Here is a 19,167-nt window from a genome sequence, read left to right as displayed (position 1 = left end):
GCATGTGTGGATTGGCGGGAATGTTGTTGCCGGCGCCGCTGGCGTCGGCCGAGGCGCTGCAGGCGCAGGCGCTGGCCATGGGCCAGGCGCTGCACCATCGCGGGCCGGATGATGGCGGCAGCTGGGTCGATGCCGAGGCGGGCATCGCGCTGGCGCATCGGCGCCTGAGCATCCTTGACCTGTCCCCGCTGGGCCACCAGCCGATGGCCTCGGCGGACGGCCGCTACGTGATGGCCTACAACGGCGAGGTCTACAATTTCGCGGCCCTGCGTGAACAGCTGGAGCCGCTGGGGCACACCTTCCGCGGCCATTCCGACACCGAAGTACTGCTGGCGGCGATCCTGCAGTGGGGCGTGGAAGATACCCTGCAGCGCTGCAACGGCATGTTCGCCATCGCGCTGTGGGACCGCCAGGATCGTTGCCTGTGGCTGGCCCGCGACCGCGTCGGCAAGAAGCCGCTGTACTACGGCTGGGCCGGCGACACGCTGGTGTTCGGTTCGGAACTGAAGGCGCTCTGGCAACACCCGGCGTTCGACAACGACATCGACCGCGATGCGCTCACCTTGCTGCTGCGGCTGGATTACATCCCGGCGCCGCACAGCATCCACCAGCGCTGCTACAAGCTGATGCCGGGCCGGGTGCTGCGGCTGGATGCAGCGGCTGTGGCCGCAGGCGCCGCGGCACACCGCCCGGAGCAGGCGCAGCGCCCGTACTGGGATGCGCGCGCACGCATGCAGGCGGCGTTGGCCGCCCCGTTCCAGGGCCGCATCGAGGAGGCCGAGGAACAGCTGGACACGCTGCTGCGTGATGCGGTGGCGCTGCGCATGGTGGCCGATGTGCCGGTCGGCGTATTCCTGTCCGGCGGCACGGACTCATCGCTGGTGGCGGCGCTGATGCAGGCGCAGAGCGGACAGCCGGTGCATAGTTTCAGTATCGGCTTCACCGACTCGGGACATGACGAAGCACCGCTGGCCAGGGAGCTGGCGGCTCACCTCGGCTGTGATCACACCGAGTTGTACGTCAGTGGCGCCGACGCGCTGGCGGTGGTGCCGCAGTTGCCGGCGATGTTCGATGAACCTTTTGCCGATGCGTCGCAGGTGCCGACCGCGCTGGTCGCACGGCTGGCGCGGCAGGGCGTGACCGTCGCGCTGTCCGGCGACGGTGGCGACGAGCTGTTCTTCGGCTACACCCGGTATGTACGCGCGCTGCGCAACTGGCAGATGCTCGGACGCGTGCCGGGGCCGCTGCGGCGCTGGATGGGCGCACGCTCGCAGCAGCAGGGCGAGGCCTCGCGGACCGGTGGCCTGGCCGCGCTGCTGGCCGAGACCGGCGCACGTGGCATCGGCGACGTCTACCGCAACCGCATCTCGCGCTGGCGCGACCCGGCCGCGGCGGTGCCCGGCGCGCAGGCCGCCGGCAGCTTCTACGACCTGGCCGATCCGCTGCATGGCGCGGGCACACCGGCCGACGCGATGATGCTGGCCGATTTCGTGACCTACCTGCCGGACGACCTGTTATGCAAGGTCGACCGGACCTCGATGGCGGTCAGCCTGGAGGCACGCGCGCCATTGCTGGACTGGCGCGTGGCCGAGTTCGCCTGGTCGCTGCCGCTGGGCTTCAAGCGCAGTGAGACGACCAGCAAGGTGCTGCTCAAGCGCGTGCTGGGCCGTTACGTGCCGCATTCAATGGTGCACCGTCCCAAGCGCGGTTTTGGCGCACCGGTCAGTGACTGGTTGAAGGGCGACCTGCGGCCCTGGGCCGAGGACCTGCTGCAGCCGGCGCGGCTGGAGCGTGAGGGCGTGCTGTCGGCGGCGGCGGTGCAGCCGCTGTGGCAGCAGTTCCTGGGGGGGCAGCGCAAGTGGCATACCCACCTGTGGAACGTGCTGATGTTCCAGGCTTGGCAGGCGCATTGGCGGCAGGCGCGGACCGGCGTGACCGGCGGCTGATCTTCACTGGATGGCACGGGCCTGGCGACTAGGCTGGGCCTCCCGCACCGTGAGGAGTATGTCCCGATGTCCGTCCCCACCATCGCCGTGTTCGTTGGCAGCCTGCGCAAGGATTCCTGCAACCGCAAGCTGGCCCATGCGCTGGAGAAGCTCGCCGGTGATCGCGCGCGCTTCCAGTACGTGCAGATCGGCGATCTGCCGTTGTACGACCAGGATTTCGACGCCGATTATCCGCCGCAGGGCACCCGGCTGAAGGACCAGGTGCGCGCCGCCGACGCGGTGCTGTTCGTGACACCCGAGTACAACCGGTCGGTGCCTGGCGTGCTCAAGAACGCCATCGATATCGGATCGCGCCCGTACGGTGACAGTGCGTTTGCCGGCAAGCCGGCGGCGGTGATCGGCGCCTCCATCGGCCAGATCGGTACCGCCGTGGCCCAGCAGCACCTGCGCAACAGCCTGGCCTTCCTGGACATGCATGTGCTGGGCCAGCCCGAGGCATTCATCCACTTCAAGGACGGCCTGATCGATGCCGACGGCACGATCCACAACGAAGGCACGCAGAAGTTCCTGCAGGGCTACGTGGACCGGTTCCTGGCGTTGATCGCAGTGCACGTCAAGGGCGATTGACGCCTGCGGGGTCAGAGTCCCCTGCGTCGAAGGGGATCCGACCCCGGGGCGTTGATCTGCGATAATGTCCCGCTCGGGCGCCGCAACGGCGTCCGTCGCAGGCAGTGCGACGCTCTCACGCCAGTCTGGCCAGGTACCGGCGGATATCCCCCGTTTTCCCACGGCTTATCCACAGGTTTGTCCATGGCTGCCGGGGTCGGCACATGCCTACACTCGTCTGGCCCACTTTTGCAGGAAACACCGCAGCATGTCCGCTCGTCCCGGCTTCCGTTCCAACCGCAGAGAGCGCGGTGATGGCTTCGATCGCGATCGCGACGAGTCGCGCATCGACCAGTTGCGGGTACCGCCCCATTCGGTGGAAGCCGAGCAGGCGGTGCTGGGTGGCCTGATGCTGGCGCCCGAGGCGTATGACCGTGTCAACGACCAGCTGACCGAAAGCGACTTCTATCGTCGCGATCACCAGATGATCTATCGTGCGATCCGCGAGCTGTCCGAGCGCGAACGGCCGTTTGATGCGGTAACGCTGGGCGAGTGGTTTGAATCGCAGGGCAAGATGGAACTGGTGGGGGACGGCGCCTACCTGATCGAACTGGCCAGTACCACGCCGTCAGCTGCCAACATCGTGGCCTACGCCGAGATCGTGCGCGACAAGGCAGTGCTGCGGCAGCTGATCCAGGTCGGCACCGACATCGTCAACGACGGTTTCCAGCCGGAGGGGCGTGACAGCAGCGAGCTGCTGGCCTCGGCGGAAAAGAGCGTGTTTGCAATCGCCGAACAGGGTGCGCGTGGCCGTACCGATTTCGTGGCCATGCCCGGTGCACTGAAGGATGCCTTCGAGGAGCTGCGCAACCGCTTCGAGAACGGCGGCAACATCACCGGCCTGCCGACCGGTTACAACGAGTTCGATGCGATGACCGCCGGCCTGCAGCCGACCGACCTGATCATCCTCGCGGCGCGCCCGGCAATGGGCAAGACCACCTTCGCGCTGAACATCGCTGAGTACGCGGCGATCAAGTCGAAGAAGGGCGTGGCGGTGTTCTCGATGGAAATGTCGGCATCGCAGCTGGCGATGCGCCTGATTTCCTCCAATGGACGCATCAACGCGCAGCGCCTGCGTACCGGCCAGCTGGAAGACGAGGACTGGAGCCGCGTCACCAGCGCGATCAAGATGCTGAAGGAGACCAAGATCTTCATCGACGACACGCCGGGCGTGTCGCCTGAAGTGCTGCGTTCCAAGTGCCGCCGCCTCAAGCGCGAGCATGACCTGGGCCTGGTGGTGATCGACTACCTGCAGCTGATGAGCGTGCCGGGCAACAGCGAGAACCGCGCGACCGAAATCTCGGAAATCTCGCGTTCGCTGAAGGGACTGGCCAAGGAACTGAACGTGCCGGTGATCGCGCTGTCGCAGCTCAACCGCTCGCTGGAAACGCGTACCGACAAGCGCCCGGTGATGGCCGACCTTCGTGAATCGGGCGCAATCGAGCAGGACGCGGACATGATCGTGTTCATCTACCGCGACGACTACTACAACAAGGAAAACTCGCCGGACAAGGGCCTGGCCGAAATCATCATCGGCAAGCACCGTGGTGGCCCGACTGGCTCGTGCAAGCTGAAGTTCTTCGGTGAGTACACCCGCTTCGACAACCTGGCCCACGATTCGGTCGGTTCGTTCGAGTAACGGTCATGCCGGTCGCTGGCCGGCAACCACCACCGGGCGCTGCAGAGCCAAGGCAACGGCAGGAGCCGCTGTCAGCGCGGGTTCCATGCGGTCGCCACGAAGCGCAGCCGGGCGTGGGCGTGGGCGTGGCGTTGCACTGCGCTGGATCGGTTTCATCGCCGCCAGCCCGGTTTCGTCGCAAACCGTTTGCCGGCGCCAGGGCAGGGCGCCAAGGTGTCCGCAGGCGGCAGGGTGCCGCCCCAAGGAGACCGTGATGAAGACCCTGTTCGCGCTCGGTGTGTGGTGCCTGCTGTTCGTACTGTGCTGGCCGCTGGCGATCCTCGCCCTGATCGCCTGGCCGTTCGTGTGGCTGCTGAGCCTGCCGTTCCGACTGGTCGGCATCACCTTCTCGGCGCTGTTCGCCTTCCTGCGCGCGCTGTTCATGCTGCCGGCGCGCATGCTCGGTGGCCGGGCGGTGCCCGCATGAGGGCAGTGGCGCTGGTCGGTCTGGCCCTGGCGGCCGGCCCGGTACTGGCCGCTCCTCCAGCACCGCCTTCGGCGTGGCTGGAGCGCCAGCAGGCAGCCGGTGCCGACGAAGCGAATGCTGCGGGGGCGAAGGCTTCGACGAGGCCCGAGGCCAGGGAGCGCTGCCGGGTCACCAAGGAATGGAAGGTCGGCGAGACGGTGGTGCAGCATCGGGTCTGTGAGGATCCACCGAAGAAGCCGGCTGGAAAGGTGTAACGCTGAACCCAATGCTCGGCGGCCTCTGCAGGGCAGCCGAGCGTGGGCTCGGCGCTACAGGGAAACGGGCAACAAAAAACCCCGCCGAGGCGGGGTTTTTCATATCCGGGTGATGCTGGCCAGCGGCCGGCACTACCGGACGATCAGTTCGCTTTGTGGATGGCGCGCTTGCTGACCGCCATCGCGGCGTCGTGGATCACTTCCGACAGCGACGGGTGGGCGTGGCAGATGCGGGCCAGGTCATCGGCCGAGCCGCTGAACTCCATGGTCAGCACGCCTTCGTGCACCAGTTCGGAGACGTTGGCGCCAACCAGGTGCATGCCGAGGATGCGATCGGTTTCGGCATGGGCCAGGATCTTCACGAAGCCGGCCGGCTCGATCATCGCCACGGCACGGCCGTTGGCGGCGAACGGGAAGCTGCCGGCCTTGTACGGAATGCCTTCGGCCTTCAGCTGGGCTTCGGTCTTGCCGACCCACGCCAGTTCCGGCTCGGTGTAGATGACCCACGGGATGGTGTCGAAGTTGACGTGGCCCGGCAGGCCGGCGATCAGCTCAGCCACCGCGATGCCTTCCTCGAAGCCCTTGTGCGCCAGCATCGGGCCGCGCACGCAGTCGCCGACCGCCCACACGCCGTTGACGCCGGTGTGGCAGTGCGCGTCGACTTCGATCTGGCCGCGCTCGTTGACCTTGACGCCGGTGCCTTCGGCCAGCAGGCCCTTGGTGGCGGCGCGACGGCCGACGGCCACCAGCAGCTTGTCCACGGTCAGGGTCTTTTCGCCTTCCGCGTCGGTGTAGGTGACGATGACTTCCTTCTTCTTGCCCTTGCCGGTGATCTCGGTCTTGGAAACCTTGGCATTGAGCTTGATGTCCAGGCCCTGCTTCTTGAATTCCTTGGCAGCGGCCTTGGCCACTTCGGCGTCGGCAGCCGCCAGGAACTCCGGCATGGCCTCAAGGATGGTGACTTCAGCGCCCAGGCGCTTCCACACGCTGCCCAGTTCCAGGCCGATCACGCCGGCACCGATCACCGCCAGGCGGTTCGGCACTTCGGTGAAGTCCAGGCCGCCGACGTTGTCGACGATGGTCTCGCCGTCGAACTTGGCGAACGGCAGTTCGATCGAATCCGAACCGGCCGCGATGATGACGTTGGTGCCCTTCAGCTCGACTTCCGAACCGTCGTGCTGCTTCACCTTGACCACGTTGCCCGGCTGCAGCTGGCCGAAGCCGTAGTAGGCGGCGACCTTGTTGGCCTTGAACAGCATGCCGATGCCGCCGGTGAACTGCTTGACGATCTTGTCCTTGCGGCCAATCATCGCCTCGACGTCGATCTTGGCATCCTTGAAGCTGATGCCGTGGTCGCCAAAGATGTGGCCCATGTTCCAGAACTGGCGCGAGGAATCCAGCAGCGCCTTGGACGGGATGCAGCCCACGCGCAGGCAGGTGCCGCCGAGGGCCGGCTTGCCGTCCTTGCCCAGGGCTGCGTCGATGCAGGCGGTCTTCAGGCCCAGCTGGGCCGCGCGGATGGCAGCGTGGTAACCGGCCGGGCCGGCACCGATGACGACGACGTCGAATTGTTCAGCCATTGAATTATTCCTTGATGCATTACCAGAACCCCTCCGCGCAGGCGCGGAGGGGCGGGAGGTTTCTTACAGGCCGAACAGCATGCGGCCCGGGTTTTCCAGCTGGTTCTTGATGTCCACCAGGAACTGCACCGAGTCCTTGCCGTCGATGATGCGGTGGTCGTAGGACAGCGCCAGGTACATCATCGGCGCGATCACGACCTGGCCGTTCTGGGCGATCGGACGCTCCTTGATGGCGTGCATGCCCAGGATGGCGCTCTGCGGCGGGTTGATGATCGGGGTCGACAGCAGCGAACCGAAGGTGCCGCCGTTGGTCACGGTGAAGGTGCCGCCCTGCAGTTCTTCCAGGCCCAGCTTGCCGTCACGTGCCTTCTTGGCGTAGTCGGCGATGGTCTTCTCGATGTCGGCGAACGACATGCGCTCGACGTTGCGCAGGACCGGCGTGACCAGGCCCTTCTCGGTCGACACGGCGATCGAGATGTCCGAGTAGCCGTGGTAGATGATGTCGTCGCCGTCGATCGAGGCGTTGACCAGCGGGAAGCGCTGCAGCGCGTTGGCAGCGGCCTTCACGAAGAAGCTCATGAAGCCCAGCTTGATGCCGTGGGCCTTGACGAACTCGTCCTGCAGCTCCTTGCGCGCCGCCGACACCTTGGACAGGTCGACTTCGTTGAAGGTGGTCAGCATGGCGGTGGAGTTCTTCGACTCCATCAGGCGCTCGGCGATGCGCTTGCGGATGCGGGTCATCGGCACGCGCTCTTCCGGACGTGCACCACCGGCCTTGCCGGCGCCGCCGTTGCGGGCGAAGTTGACGATGTCTTCCTTGGTCACTGCACCACGACGGCCGGTGCCGTCGACGTCGGCCGGGTTCACGCCTTCGGTGATGGCGGTGAAGCGGGCGCCCGGCGGCAGGGTGTCGGCGGCCGACTTGGCAGCCGGAGCCGGAGCGGCGGCAGCGGCCGGAGCAGCGGCGGCCGGTGCGGCTTCAGCCTTCTTCTCTTCAGCGGCCGGGGCCGGAGCCGCAGCCACGGCGCCTTCTTCGATGATCGCCACGACCTGGCTGGAGGTCACGGTATCGCCTTCCTTGAACTTGATTTCCTTCAGCACGCCGTCAACCGGCGACGGCACTTCCAGCACGACCTTGTCGGTCTCCAGGTCAAGCAGGTTTTCGTCGCGCTTGACGGCGTCGCCCACCTTCTTGTGCCAGGTGGCGATGGTGCCGTCGGCGACGGATTCGGGCAGTACCGGGGCTTTGACTTCGGTGGCCATTGCGGGAGCTTCCTGGTTTGTCTTCTAAATAGGGGGAGGATTATTCAGCGAACGTGTCGTTGAACGGGTTGACCAGTGCGTCGGCAATCAGCTGCTGCTGCTCGCGGACGTGGTCAGCCATGTGACCGGCAGCCGGCGACGCCGAACGTGCGCGACCGGCGTAGTGCAGGTTCTGGCCATCGGCCAGGCAGAACTGCAGGTGGTGGCGGATCTGGTACCACGCGCCCTGGTTCTGCGGTTCTTCCTGCGTCCACACCACGTCGGTGGCCTTGCCGTACTTCTTCAGCTCGGCAGCCAGCAGCGCACGCGGGAACGGATACAGCTGCTCCACGCGGATGATCGCCACGTCGTCCTGGCCACGCTTGGTCTGGTCTTCCAGCAGGTCGTAGTAGACCTTGCCCGAGCACAGCACCACGCGCTTGACCTTCTTGGCATCGGCATTGGCGTCGCCGATCAGGTGCTGGAACTCGCCATTGGCCAGTTCGTCCAGGGTCGACACGGCCAGCTTGTGGCGCAGCAGCGACTTCGGCGACATCACCACCAGCGGCTTGCGGGTGGTCATGTGCAGCTGGCGACGCAGCATGTGGAAGGCCTGCGCCGGGGTCGACGGCACGACAACCAGCATGTTCTCCAGGGCGCACAGCTGCAGGAAGCGCTCCAGGCGCGCCGAGCTGTGTTCCGGGCCTTGTCCTTCATAGCCATGCGGCAGCAGCAGGGTCAGGCCGGAAATGCGGCCCCACTTGGCTTCACCGGCGGCGATGAACTGGTCGATCACCACCTGGGCACCGTTGGCGAAGTCGCCGAACTGGCCTTCCCAGATGCACAGCGTGTTCGGATCGGTGGTGGAGAAACCGTACTCGTAGGCCATCACCGCTTCTTCGCTCAGCAGCGAGTCGATGACGGTGGCCTTCTCCGGCGAATCCACCAGCTGCCGCAGCGGCATGTAGTAGTTGTCGGTCTTCTGGTCGTGCAGGATCGCGTGGCGGTGCGTGAACGTACCGCGGCCGACGTCCTGGCCGACCAGGCGCAGTGCGTGGCCTTCGTCGAGCAGGGTGGCGTAGGCCAGGTTCTCGGCAAAGCCCCAGTCGCCCGGAATCTCGCCGGCGGCCATCTTGCGGCGGTCGTCGTAGACCTTGGCCACGCGCGAGTGCAGCTGCACTTCGTCCGGGATGGTGTTGATCAGCTTGGCCAGCTCGACCAGCTTGTTCTTCTCGACCTTGGTCGAGACCGGATCGGACAGCTTGCCTTCCAGCAGCTTCGGCCAATCGACGAACAGCGGGCTGCTCGGCGGGGTCTTCTCGACCTTGGCCAGCTCGGTGGTCACTTCACCCGCGTCCAGCTTCTCGCGGTAGGCATCGACCATGGCCTTGCCGGCACCGGCGGCGATCACGCCCGCCTTTTCCAGCTGCTCGGCATACATCTCGCGGGTGGTCGGGTGCTTGCGGATCACCTGGTACATCAGCGGCTGGGTGATCGCCGGCTCGTCGGCCTCGTTGTGGCCCCAACGGCGGTAGCACATCAGGTCGATGACCACGTCCTTGGCGAACTTCTGGCGGAACTCGAAGGCCAGCTGCGCGGCGAACACGACGGCTTCCGGATCATCGCCGTTCACATGCAGCACCGGGGCGGCGATCATCTTCGCCACGTCGGTGGCATAGCGCGTGGAGCGCGTATCCAGCGGGTTGGAAGTGGTGAAGCCGACCTGGTTGTTGACCACGATGTGCACGGTGCCGCCGACGGCGAAGCCGCGGGCCTGCGACATCTGGAACAGCTCCATGACCACGCCCTGGCCGGAGAAGGCCGCGTCGCCGTGGATCAGGATCGGCATGACCTGCTTGCGTGCGGTGTCCTTGCGGCGCTCCTGGCGCGAACGCACGGAACCGGCCACGACCGGGTCGGCGATTTCCAGGTGCGACGGGTTGAACGCCAGTGCCAGGTGCACCGGGCCACCGTCGGTGGCCACGTCGGCGGAGAAGCCCATGTGGTACTTCACGTCGCCGGCCGAAGCGTGCTCGTCGTGTTCGAACTTGCCTTCGAATTCGTCGAACAGCTTGCGGGGGTTCTTGCCCAGGGTGTTGACCAGCACGTTCAGGCGGCCGCGGTGGGCCATGCCGATCACCACGTCCTTGACGCCATCCTTGCCGGCGCTGCGGATGATGGTGTCCATCATCGGGATCAGCGAGTCGCCGCCTTCCAGCGAGAAGCGCTTCTGGCCGACGTACTTGGTGTGCAGGTAGCGCTCCAGGCCTTCGGCCGCGGTCAGGCGCTCCAGGGTGCGGCGCTGGGTGTCAGCGTCCAGCTGGTAGTTGCCACCGGCCGCTTCCAGCTTCTTGTAGATCCACTGGCGCTGCTCGACCTCGGAGATGTGCATGAACTCCGCGCCGATCGAGCCGGTGTAGGTCGCCTTCAGGCGTGCGAGCAGGTCGCGCAGCTTCATGCGCGGCTGGCCGCCGACGCCGCCGGTGCTGAACTCACTGTTGAGATCGGCATCGGACAGGCTGTGGAACGGCAGGCCCAGGTCCGGGGTGTTGACCGGCGCGGCCAGGCCCAGCGGATCGAGGCGGGCGTCCAGGTGGCCGCGCGAGCGGTAGGCGGTGATCAGACGACCGACATTGCGCTCGCGCTCGTCGCCCGCACCGGTGCCGGTGCCAGCTTTCAGCGCATCCTTGGCCGCGTCCGCGATGTGGGAGATGACGGCCGAGTGCGGAATGTCACCTGCTTCCCGGCCCTTGAAGCCGTCGAAGTAGGTTTTCCATTTGGGATCGACACTATCCGGGGAGACCAGGTACTGCTCGTACAGGTCCTCGACATAGGAGGCGTTGCCGCCGGCGAGTTGCGAAGATTGCGCAAACTGCTTCAGTTGATTGTCCACGATGGAGGGTGTTGATTCGCTTTGTGGGGTATGGCTTCAGAAGGACCCGGCAGGAAGATGAATAGCCCTGCGCGGGCGCGTTCAAACAGCCAAATTGTACCCCCAACGGGACACGAAGGGGCACCACCACAGGTATCCCGCGTCCGCTGGTGCCGGTTCCAGACAGGTTGGGTCAGCGGTGCCGGCTCAGATGCCGAGCGCGCGCAGTTCGCTGCAATCGCGCGAACGGTCCCAGACCCGCTGCAATTGCTGCCCGAACGGCTGCGAACGTGCCGGCAGCGCGACGCCGGCCTCGCCGTCGAGGCGATGGCCGATCAGACGAAAGTAGAAGTCGCCCGCATCGTTGAGCAGGCAGGCCGAGACCAGCGCGCGGTCGACCGGATCGCTGACCTCGCGGAACTGGATCACGCTTGGCAGACGCTGGGCCAGCGCCAGCAGCGGTGCCCCGGCAGAGGCGATCGCAGCGGCATCGTGCACGATCACCCGCAGCTGCTTGTCGTGGCGGGCGGTGACGAAGCGGCGCAGGGCGGCCTGCACCGGCGCCGCGTCGAGCAGTCCCGGGTCCAGCTGGCGGCTGTGCAGCCACAGCTGGCGGCGGGCGCGGTGGACGATGGCCGTGGTGATGGCCACCGCCTCGGCGCGGCGGACGATCGCGCTGGTCGCGCCCAGCCGGCGGCGCATCTGCTGGTGGCCGATGCCGGCCTCCTCGAACACCTCGCCTTCAGGCAGGAAGCCCTGGCGGGCATAGAATTCGCGGGCGGGCAGTTGGGCGTGCAGGTGCAGCTCGGCCAGGCCGAGCCTGCGCCCGGCCTCGACCAGTGCCCCCAGCAGGGCCTCACCGACCCCGTGGCTGCGATGGCTGGCCAGCACGGCCATGCGGCCGATGCGGCCGATGCGGCCGTCCGGGGCCAGCCGACCGGTGCCGACCGGCTGGTTGTCACTGTCCAGTGCCAGCACATGGACGCTGACCGGGTCCAGCGCATCGCGTTCCAGTTCCGCGGCGATGCCCTGTTCCTGCACGAACACGCGTTGGCGCACGTCGTGGATGGCAACGTGGGCGTCGGCGTGGCTGACCTGCTGGACCCGGACCATGGTGAGGGCTCAGGCCCGGCCCTTGCTGTCGTCTTCGTCGTCGTCCTCGAAGTTGACGATGACCTCGATACCGTCGTCGTGCACGGTCACGGAGTGGACATCGTCGGACACCGCGTCGGCGTCGATCGCGTCGACGCGGTCACGGCCTTCGACCACTTCGCCGAGGACCACGGCGCCTTCGCCGTCGTCCTCGTCTTCAGCGTCATACATTTCGCTGGGATCGATCAGCTGGAACACGCCGCCGACCAGCAGCTGCTGGAGCACGGCCCGGCCCTTGTCGGACAGGCCGCGATAGGCGGCGGCGTCGAGCTGCTCGGCGCCGGCCAGGCGCTGGGCGTCCTTCACCGGCAGCGCGAAGTCCTGGCCGCTGACGTACAGGCTGGCGCCGCGCTTGGCCCGGCGCCAGGCCAGGCGTGCCCACGGGTGGCGCTGCAGCAGCAGGCCGGAGGCCAGTGCCTGGACCACTTCCTCCGGAGCCGGCGCGGCCTGGTGGGCCATCACTTCGCCGGCGGCGCGGTAGGTGGTGATGAAGCGACCGAACCAGTCACCCAGCTTGTCCGGGTCGTTCATGCGGATGGCGTTGAGCGCGGTGATCACCCGCGCCATCGCTACCGTGTCGATTTCGTTCGGGTCGGCTGGCACCTTGAGGTCGGCATCCTGGTAACGGATGTTCTCGTCGGCATCGGCGATCAGGGTGTCGAGGTAGTCGCTGATCAGTTCGGCCGAGGACGGCGCGCGCATGCCGAAGGAGAACGTCAGGCAGGGATCCTCGGCGACGCCGTGGTGCGGCACGTTCGGCGGCAGGTACAGCATGTCGCCCGGCGCCAGCACCCAGTCGTGGGTCGGCTTGAATACCTTCAGCAGCTTCAGTTCCACGTCCGGGCGGAAGCCCAGCGGTGGCTGCTTGCCCTTGATCGATTCGCTGGCGTCGATCTGCCAGCGGCGGTGGCCGTGGGCCTGCAGCAGGAACACGTCGTACTGGTCGACATGGGCGCCGACCGAGCCGCCGGTGGCGGCGAAGCTGATCATCACGTCATCCATGCGCCAACGCGGCAGGAAGCTGAAGTGCTCGATCAGGGCGCGCACGTCCGGATCCCACTTGTCCACGTCCTGCACCAGCAGGGTCCAGTCGTGGTCGGGCAGGGCGGGGAACACGTCTTCCTGGAACGGGCCGGTGCGCACGCACCAGCCGTCCCGGGTCTTGTCGTGCTCGATCAGGCGCGCCAGCACGCCTTCCTCGCAGGCCAGCCCGGCCAGGTCTTCCGGCTGCACCGGGGTCTGGAAGTTGGGGAAGGCGTTGCGGATCAGCAGCGGGCGTTTCTGCCAGAAGTCGCGCAGGAAGGTGGCCGGCGCCATGCCCAGCGGCTGGCCGGGGCGGGCGGTGACTTCGATGAGGGGGGCGGAGGACTTGCGGGCGGCCATGGGGGAATCCTTGCAGCGGAAAGCGGGAGGGGCGGCGTGGCGGGCCGCCATGGGTTGCATTGTCCGACGTTCGTGGGGATTGCGCACGTGCGGTGGTTTGTCGCGGGGTGTCCGGCCAACGGCGGAGCCCCTCGTGGCGACATCTTGGTAGGGTCGACTGTTAGTCGACCGGCTTCATGGGCTTGGCCGGGCGGGTGGGCCATGCAGGGGACGCTGCAAGTACGTCCCTGTAAGCTCGATGGCGCCATCCATGGCGCCAACGCCACTGCACGGTCCACCCGCCCGGCCCCTGACAGTTTCCTGCGGGGCCCGCCACGGAATGGAAGAAGAAAATCAAAGGCAAGAGCGGGTCGCGCGCTGCGCTTGCTCATGCCCTTGTAGAGCCGAGCCCACGCTCGGCTTGCTTTTGCCCACGCGAAAATCAGCCGAGCATGGGCTCGGCTCTACAAAACCCCCACAAACAAGGAGGGACGCAGCGAAGCCGCGTCCCTCTCTCAAATTCCGTCCCGACAACCCAACGCTCTTCGATCCGTCACCGGACAACTGTCAGAGGTGGGGCGGGTTGGGTTCGCGGGGGTATCCACGCCATGGATGGCGCGGCTAAGCCTCCACGGACGGATCCACGGCGTCCTCCGCGAATCCAACCTGCCCCGCCCAGCCAGCAGCAATCCAGAGCCGCTCTTGACGTTGATGTTGCCTGCCGCAGGCAGCGCACGCGGCCGCCGCCGCAAGCAAACCCCTTAGATCTTCTTCGCCAGCGCCTCGGCCAGACCGGTGTAGCTGCCCGGGGTCATGTCCAGCAGACGCTGCTTCGCATCCGCCGGCAGCTCCAGCCCCTGCACGAACGCACGCATCGACTCGGCCGTGATGCCCTGGCCGCGGGTCAGCGCCTTCAGCTGCTCGTACGGGTTCGGCAGGCCATGGCGGCGCATCACCGTCTGCACGGCCTCGGCCAGCACTTCCCAGGCCGCGTCCAGATCGGCATCCAGGCGCTGCGGGTTCACTTCCAGCTTGCCCAGGCCCTTGGCCAGCGAATCCAGCGCCACCTGGCTGTGGCCGAACGCGGTGCCCAGTGCACGCAGCACGGTGGAATCGGTCAGGTCACGCTGCCAGCGGCTGATCGGCAGCTTCGCGCTGAAGTGCTCGAACAGCGCGTTGGCGATGCCGAAGTTGCCTTCGGCATTCTCGAAATCGATCGGGTTGACCTTGTGCGGCATCGTCGACGAACCGACTTCGCCTTCCTTCAGGCGCTGCTTGAAATAGCCCAGCGAGATGTAGCCCCAGATGTCGCGAGCCAGATCGATCAGGATGATGTTGGCGCGGCGTGCGGCATCGCCGATCTCGGCCACGTTGTCGTGCGGCTCGATCTGCGTGGTGTACGGGTTGAATACCAGGCCCAGGCCGGTCACGAAGCGCTCGGCGAAGGCCGGCCAGTCCACGTCCGGGTAGCTGGCGATGTGGGCGTTGTAGTTGCCGACCGCACCGTTGATCTTGCCGGTCAGTTCGACCGCGGCGATCTGCCGGCGCTGGCGCTCCAGGCGTGCGACCACGTTGGCCAGCTCCTTGCCCAGCGTGGTCGGCGAGGCGGTCTGGCCGTGGGTGCGCGACAGCATCGGCTGGCCGGCCTGGGCGTGGGCCAGGGTGCGCAGGGTGCTGGCGATGCCGTCCAGGGTCGGCAGCAGCACCTCGCGGCGGGCCTGTTCCAGCATCAGTCCGTAGCTGAGGTTGTTGATGTCTTCGCTGGTGCAGGCGAAATGCACGAATTCCAGCGCCGGCGCCAGCTCGGCGTCGTCCTTCAGCTGTTCCTTGATGAAGTACTCCACCGCCTTGACGTCATGGTTGGTGGTGCGCTCGATCTCCTTCACGCGCGCGGCCTGGGCCGGGCTGAAGCGGGCGGCCAGGTCGCGCAGGCGGGCGACGGCGGCGTCGGAGAACGGCGCCAGTTCGACGATGCCCGGTTCGGCGGCCAGCGCCAGCAGCCATTCCACCTCGACCGTGATGCGGGCCTTGATCAGGCCGTATTCGGAGAAGATCGGGCGCAGCGCGTCGACCTTGCCGGCATAGCGGCCATCGAGCGGGGACAGGGCGAGCAGGGCGGAATCGGACATGTCGGCAGGGCTGGGACGAGCGGCGGGGCCGATATTCTACGACGTGCCGGCGGGGCGTGCCCTGTAGAGCCGAGCCCACGCTCGGCTGCTTCGGAGAATCCGGCGCCCTGCGGGAAGCCGAGCATGGGCTCGGCTCTACAACACGGCCCTGCGGACGGAACGTTCTGGCCCGTCCTCATCATCCCACGCTGCGGGCAAGGGAGTATCGTTGGCGCAGCCGCCAGCCCGGGAAGCGACACCCTGCCAGCCGCCGCTTCCCTTTCCCCAACTGAAGTAGTGCGGAGTTGAAGCAATGAGCAAAGCTGCAAGCAAGGGTTTCAGAATCGAACACGACAGCATGGGCGAGCTGCAGGTGCCTGCCGACGCCCTGTGGGGCGCCCAGACCCAGCGTGCCGTGCAGAATTTCCCGGTGTCGGGCCAGCGCATGCCGCGCGGTTTCATCCGTGCCCTGGGCCTGGTCAAGGGCGCTGCCGCCGGCGTCAACGCCGAGCTGGGCCACCTGCCGAAGAACGTGGCCAAGGCCATCCAGACCGCTGCTGCCGAAGTGGCCGCCGGCAACTGGGACGCGCACTTCCCGATCGACGTCTACCAGACCGGTTCGGGCACGTCGTCGAACATGAATGCCAATGAGGTCATCGCCACCCTGGCCAACCGTGCCGGCAAGGCGGGCAAGACCACCGTGCATCCCAATGACCACGTCAACCAGGGGCAGAGCTCCAACGACGTGATCCCGACCGCGCTGCGCGTGTCGGCGGTGCTGGCGACGCACGAACAGCTGCTGCCGGCGCTGGTGCACCTGCGCAAGACCCTCGACAAGAAGGGCCGCAGCCTGCGCAAGGTGGTCAAGACCGGCCGTACCCACCTGATGGACGCGATGCCACTGACCTTCGAGCAGGAGTTCGGCGCATGGTCGGCGCAGCTGGCCTCGGCGCAGGAGCGCATCGAAGACAGCCTCAAGCGCGTGCGCCGCCTGCCGCTGGGTGGCACCGCCATCGGCACCGGCATCAACGCCGACCCGCGTTTTGGCGCGCAGGTAGCCAAGGCACTGAAGCAACAGACCGGTTTCAAGTTCGACAGCGCCGAGAACAAGTTCGAAGGCCTGGCCGCGCAGGACGATGCAGTGGAGTTGTCCGGCCAGCTCAATGCACTGGCGGTGGCGTTGATCAAGATCGCCAATGATCTTCGCTGGATGAATGCCGGTCCGCTGGCCGGGCTGGGCGAGATCGAACTGCCGGCACTGCAGCCGGGCAGCTCGATCATGCCGGGCAAGGTCAACCCGGTGATTCCGGAAGCGACCGTGATGGCCTGCGCGCAGGTGATCGGCCACCACACGGCAATCACCGTGGCCGGACAGACCGGCAACTTCCAGCTCAACGTCACCCTGCCACTGATCGCGGTGAACCTGCTCGATGGCATCGGCCTGCTCGCGAATGTGTCGCGGCTGCTGGCCGACAGCGCGATCGCCGGGCTGAAGGTGCGCGAGGACCGCGTGGCCGAAGCGCTGGCGCGCAATCCGATCCTGGTTACTGCACTGAACCCGATCATCGGCTACGAGAAGGCCGCGGCCATTGCCAAGCGTGCCTACAAGGAACAGCGCCCGGTGTTGGACGTCGCGCTGGAGGACAGCGGCCTGGACGAAGCCGAGCTGCGCCGCCTGCTGGACCCGGTCGCGCTGACTGCCGGTGGCATCCAGGCGGGGGGCGGTGGCGGGGGCGGTTGATCGAACGGCGTGCGGACCAAGGTCCGCACCCACCACACGCAGGAACGCCGCCCTGGGGCGGCGTTTCTGCTTCAGCGACGGTCGGCGACGATGTTGCCGAACGTGTCGGTGTAATCCTTGAACTCGGGGATGCGCTGGATCAGGTCCGCCGGAATCACTTCCATGCTCTCCGGCGGCTGGATCTTCACCGGTTGCATGTTGGGATCGGCCGGGGCGGCGACCAGGGTGTTCTGGCGCAGCACCTGCAGCCTGCCGAACATCGTCTGCAGCATCTGCTTCTGCCCTTGGTCCAGCGGGATCTGGATCTCGTCCACCTTCATCGTGCCATCGCCGAGGATGATGATGTTCGGTGCCGGCGGGCGACGCACGGTCACCATGCCTTCGCTGACGGAAATCTTGGGCTTGCCGCGCTCGGCGCGGTGGTTGCGGTAATCCTTGTCACAGCCGACCAGGCCCAGGCAGAGCAGGGCGGCCAGCAGCAGGAACAACTTCTTCATGGCATTCGGTTCGGGGGCGTCCGGGGCCGCCATTGTAAGCCGGTCGGCACGCTACGGCCGGCAGCGGGGCGCCGCTGCCGGCCGGGTGCGCTGATCTGTCACAGGCCTAGCGCCGGACCACGGTGTCCTTGCCGCAGTCGTCGACGTCACTCTGGTCCATCGTTGCGTAGGGCTTGAACGCCGGCAGCTCGCGCGCCAGTGCCTGCTGGCTGGCCAGCATCGCCGGCATGCGGTTGCAGATGCGCTTGGCCTGGGCCTCGATCTTCTCGGCCTCGGCGTTGATCCGCTTCTCGATGCCTTCGCTGTCGCCGCTGAAAATGCCCTTCAGCGCTTCGCCGGCAGCGCTGGCGCCGAGCTTGGCGCCAGCCAGGCCGACATCCATGCCGTCCATTGCAATGGCGACGACGTGGCCGCGATATTCCAGCAGCCGTTGGCGCTGGGTTTCGTTGGCCGGCACGTCCTTGCCGTCGATCAGCAGGTGGCCATCCGGGGTGATCTCGGCACGCGGCTGCTTGTCGGCCGAGATCTTGATGTTGCCCTGAGTGATGTCCTTGCGGGCATCGTCCATGGCCTCCTTGACAGTCTGGCCGACCCCGCTGGTCGCGTCGGCCACGCTTTTGCCGACGGTGGTATCAGGCGTGGAGGACGTGCCGCCGCAGGCGATCAGCGGCAGGCACAGCAGGGTGGCAGGCAGCACGCGCAGCAGATTCATGGCAGTTTCCTCGATCGGTCCGTAGCGGTTACTTTTTAGGGGGCAGGGTGACGGTGCCGCTGACGTTGCGGTGGCCGACATCGCCGCTGCCGCTGTGGTCGACGGTCAGGCTGCCGCGCACGCCATCGACCTGGATGTCCCCCGAGCCGTGACTGCGCACATGCACATTGCCGCCGATGTCGGACAGATCAACATCGCCCGAGCCGACCACACCGACCTCGACGTTGCCTTGCACGCGCTTGAACCCGATGTCGCCGGAACCGACCGTGTCCAGTCGTGCGTTGCCGCGGACATCGCTGATCTTCAGGTCACCCGAACCGACAGTGCCGGTGACCGCATCGCCACCGATGTTGCGCACCTTGACGTCGCCGGAACCCAGCGAGAGCAGGTTCAGCGAACTGCCGCCGTCAATGTCCAGGTCGCCCGAACCCACCGCTGCATGGATGCTGCCGCGGGTGCCACGCACGATGGCATCACCGGAGCCGACATCCACGCTCAGCGACTGCGCGTTGTCCACGCTGGCATCGCCGGAGCCGACCTTGAACTGCAGCGGAAGGTTGTCCGGCACGCTGCCACGGATGTCCAGCCAGGCATAACTGCTGCCCAGGCTGATGCCGCTGTCACGGCCCTCGCGGCGCAGACTCACCACCAGCTTGTCGCCCACCTTGCGCTGGTCCAGTACCAGCTGCTCCAGCCATTCCTGGCTGGACGCACAGGCACGGCCATCCAACTGGCCACCGCCGGGGCTGGCGACCACCTTCAGGTCATGCTGGTTGACCTCGAACACCACCGCTTTGGCACCGGCCACGTCCAGCTTCAGCGCGCGGGCAGCGGCGAACTTGCAGTTCGGAGCATCGGCGGCCAGCGCCGACAGCGGCAACAGCAACAATGCAGAACAGGCGAGCAGGGAACGCATGGGTGGTGCCTCCG

The 19,167-nt window shown here is 66.8% G+C and carries 15 protein-coding genes; 6 read left to right on the top strand and 9 right to left on the bottom strand.

Annotated features, from left to right (window positions below):
- Positions 1-2 precede the first annotated feature (2 nt).
- The 5 genes from asnB (at position 3) to ACUDTM_RS05715 (ending at position 4,971) form a co-directional block, all read left to right on the top strand.
- Entirely contained in the window at positions 3-1,946 is a 1,944-nt protein-coding gene (gene asnB / locus ACUDTM_RS05735; RefSeq protein ID WP_061477980.1) for an asparagine synthase (glutamine-hydrolyzing), read from the top strand.
- 66 nt (positions 1,947-2,012) lie between these two features.
- On the top strand, positions 2,013-2,573 hold the full coding sequence (locus ACUDTM_RS05730) for an NADPH-dependent FMN reductase (protein ID WP_049410520.1): 561 nt from the start codon (positions 2,013-2,015) through the stop codon (positions 2,571-2,573).
- Positions 2,574-2,820: 247 nt separating this feature from the next.
- The gene (locus ACUDTM_RS05725; RefSeq protein WP_049410515.1) at positions 2,821-4,251 is read left to right on the top strand and encodes a replicative DNA helicase; all 1,431 of its coding nucleotides are present in this window, start codon (positions 2,821-2,823) and stop codon (positions 4,249-4,251) included.
- Positions 4,252-4,504: 253 nt separating this feature from the next.
- Positions 4,505-4,717 (top strand): hypothetical protein, encoded by a 213-nt coding sequence (locus ACUDTM_RS05720; RefSeq protein WP_005417525.1) that lies wholly within the window; start codon positions 4,505-4,507, stop codon positions 4,715-4,717.
- Entirely contained in the window at positions 4,714-4,971 is a 258-nt protein-coding gene (locus ACUDTM_RS05715) for a hypothetical protein (protein WP_072168350.1), read from the top strand. Before ACUDTM_RS05720 ends, ACUDTM_RS05715 begins: the two co-directional genes overlap by 4 nt.
- A gap of 143 nt (positions 4,972-5,114) precedes the next feature.
- Here the strand turns inward: ACUDTM_RS05715 and lpdA are convergent, their stop codons facing one another.
- The 6 genes from lpdA to purB all read right to left on the bottom strand — a co-directional run bounded on the left by lpdA (position 5,115) and on the right by purB (position 15,308).
- Positions 5,115-6,551, bottom strand: coding sequence for a dihydrolipoyl dehydrogenase (lpdA, locus tag ACUDTM_RS05710; RefSeq protein WP_005417523.1), 1,437 nt, complete (start codon positions 6,549-6,551; stop codon positions 5,115-5,117).
- A gap of 63 nt (positions 6,552-6,614) precedes the next feature.
- On the bottom strand, positions 6,615-7,814 hold the full coding sequence (gene sucB, locus ACUDTM_RS05705; RefSeq protein WP_053499860.1) for a dihydrolipoyllysine-residue succinyltransferase: 1,200 nt from the start codon (positions 7,812-7,814) through the stop codon (positions 6,615-6,617).
- 40 nt (positions 7,815-7,854) lie between these two features.
- Positions 7,855-10,686 (bottom strand): 2-oxoglutarate dehydrogenase E1 component, encoded by a 2,832-nt coding sequence (locus ACUDTM_RS05700; RefSeq protein WP_005417518.1) that lies wholly within the window; start codon positions 10,684-10,686, stop codon positions 7,855-7,857.
- A 186-nt stretch (positions 10,687-10,872) separates the two neighbouring features.
- Positions 10,873-11,778: a GNAT family N-acetyltransferase gene (locus ACUDTM_RS05695; RefSeq protein WP_072168349.1), complete on the bottom strand. Its 906-nt coding sequence runs from the start codon at positions 11,776-11,778 to the stop codon at positions 10,873-10,875.
- A 9-nt stretch (positions 11,779-11,787) separates the two neighbouring features.
- Entirely contained in the window at positions 11,788-13,200 is a 1,413-nt protein-coding gene (locus ACUDTM_RS05690; RefSeq protein ID WP_445391210.1) for a ribosomal protein uL16 3-hydroxylase, read from the bottom strand.
- Between the two features lie 740 nt (positions 13,201-13,940).
- Positions 13,941-15,308 carry an adenylosuccinate lyase gene (gene purB / locus ACUDTM_RS05685; RefSeq protein WP_445391209.1) on the bottom strand — a complete coding sequence of 456 codons (1,368 nt, stop codon included), beginning with the start codon at positions 15,306-15,308 and terminating at the stop codon, positions 13,941-13,943.
- Between the two features lie 292 nt (positions 15,309-15,600).
- Between purB and ACUDTM_RS05680 the strand changes: the two genes are divergently transcribed.
- Positions 15,601-17,028, top strand: a complete 1,428-nt coding sequence (locus tag ACUDTM_RS05680) for a class II fumarate hydratase (RefSeq protein WP_072168173.1) — start codon at positions 15,601-15,603, stop codon at positions 17,026-17,028.
- Between the two features lie 71 nt (positions 17,029-17,099).
- On the opposite strand, the gene ACUDTM_RS05675 is transcribed toward ACUDTM_RS05680, so the two are convergent.
- The 3 genes from ACUDTM_RS05675 to ACUDTM_RS05665 all read right to left on the bottom strand — a co-directional run bounded on the left by ACUDTM_RS05675 (position 17,100) and on the right by ACUDTM_RS05665 (position 19,153).
- Positions 17,100-17,525 (bottom strand): hypothetical protein, encoded by a 426-nt coding sequence (locus ACUDTM_RS05675; protein ID WP_072168172.1) that lies wholly within the window; start codon positions 17,523-17,525, stop codon positions 17,100-17,102.
- A 106-nt stretch (positions 17,526-17,631) separates the two neighbouring features.
- On the bottom strand, positions 17,632-18,237 hold the full coding sequence (locus ACUDTM_RS05670) for a hypothetical protein (protein ID WP_072168171.1): 606 nt from the start codon (positions 18,235-18,237) through the stop codon (positions 17,632-17,634).
- Positions 18,238-18,265: 28 nt separating this feature from the next.
- Entirely contained in the window at positions 18,266-19,153 is an 888-nt protein-coding gene (locus ACUDTM_RS05665; RefSeq protein ID WP_334271538.1) for a DUF4097 family beta strand repeat-containing protein, read from the bottom strand.
- Positions 19,154-19,167: the final 14 nt, after the last annotated feature.

The organism is Stenotrophomonas maltophilia group sp. vghtpe118 (assembly GCF_052605195.1).
The sequence above is the reverse complement of the archived record's forward strand: the minus strand, read 5'-3'. Positions and strand labels throughout refer to the sequence as shown.

What these genes read in the sequence shown, in the direction of transcription:
- asnB (WP_061477980.1), top strand. Translation starts at nt 3, where the DNA reads ATGTGTGGATTGGCGGGAATGTTGTTGCCGGCGCCGCTGGCGTCGGCC.
- ACUDTM_RS05730 (WP_049410520.1), top strand. Translation starts at nt 2,013, where the DNA reads ATGTCCGTCCCCACCATCGCCGTGTTCGTTGGCAGCCTGCGCAAGGAT.
- ACUDTM_RS05725 (WP_049410515.1), top strand. Translation starts at nt 2,821, where the DNA reads ATGTCCGCTCGTCCCGGCTTCCGTTCCAACCGCAGAGAGCGCGGTGAT.
- ACUDTM_RS05720 (WP_005417525.1), top strand. Translation starts at nt 4,505, where the DNA reads ATGAAGACCCTGTTCGCGCTCGGTGTGTGGTGCCTGCTGTTCGTACTG.
- ACUDTM_RS05715 (WP_072168350.1), top strand. Translation starts at nt 4,714, where the DNA reads ATGAGGGCAGTGGCGCTGGTCGGTCTGGCCCTGGCGGCCGGCCCGGTA.
- lpdA (WP_005417523.1), bottom strand. Translation starts at nt 6,551, where the DNA reads ATGGCTGAACAATTCGACGTCGTCGTCATCGGTGCCGGCCCGGCCGGT.
- sucB (WP_053499860.1), bottom strand. Translation starts at nt 7,814, where the DNA reads ATGGCCACCGAAGTCAAAGCCCCGGTACTGCCCGAATCCGTCGCCGAC.
- ACUDTM_RS05695 (WP_072168349.1), bottom strand. Translation starts at nt 11,778, where the DNA reads ATGGTCCGGGTCCAGCAGGTCAGCCACGCCGACGCCCACGTTGCCATC.
- ACUDTM_RS05690 (WP_445391210.1), bottom strand. Translation starts at nt 13,200, where the DNA reads ATGGCCGCCCGCAAGTCCTCCGCCCCCCTCATCGAAGTCACCGCCCGC.
- purB (WP_445391209.1), bottom strand. Translation starts at nt 15,308, where the DNA reads ATGTCCGATTCCGCCCTGCTCGCCCTGTCCCCGCTCGATGGCCGCTAT.
- ACUDTM_RS05680 (WP_072168173.1), top strand. Translation starts at nt 15,601, where the DNA reads ATGAGCAAAGCTGCAAGCAAGGGTTTCAGAATCGAACACGACAGCATG.
- ACUDTM_RS05675 (WP_072168172.1), bottom strand. Translation starts at nt 17,525, where the DNA reads ATGAAGAAGTTGTTCCTGCTGCTGGCCGCCCTGCTCTGCCTGGGCCTG.
- ACUDTM_RS05670 (WP_072168171.1), bottom strand. Translation starts at nt 18,237, where the DNA reads ATGAATCTGCTGCGCGTGCTGCCTGCCACCCTGCTGTGCCTGCCGCTG.
- ACUDTM_RS05665 (WP_334271538.1), bottom strand. Translation starts at nt 19,153, where the DNA reads ATGCGTTCCCTGCTCGCCTGTTCTGCATTGTTGCTGTTGCCGCTGTCG.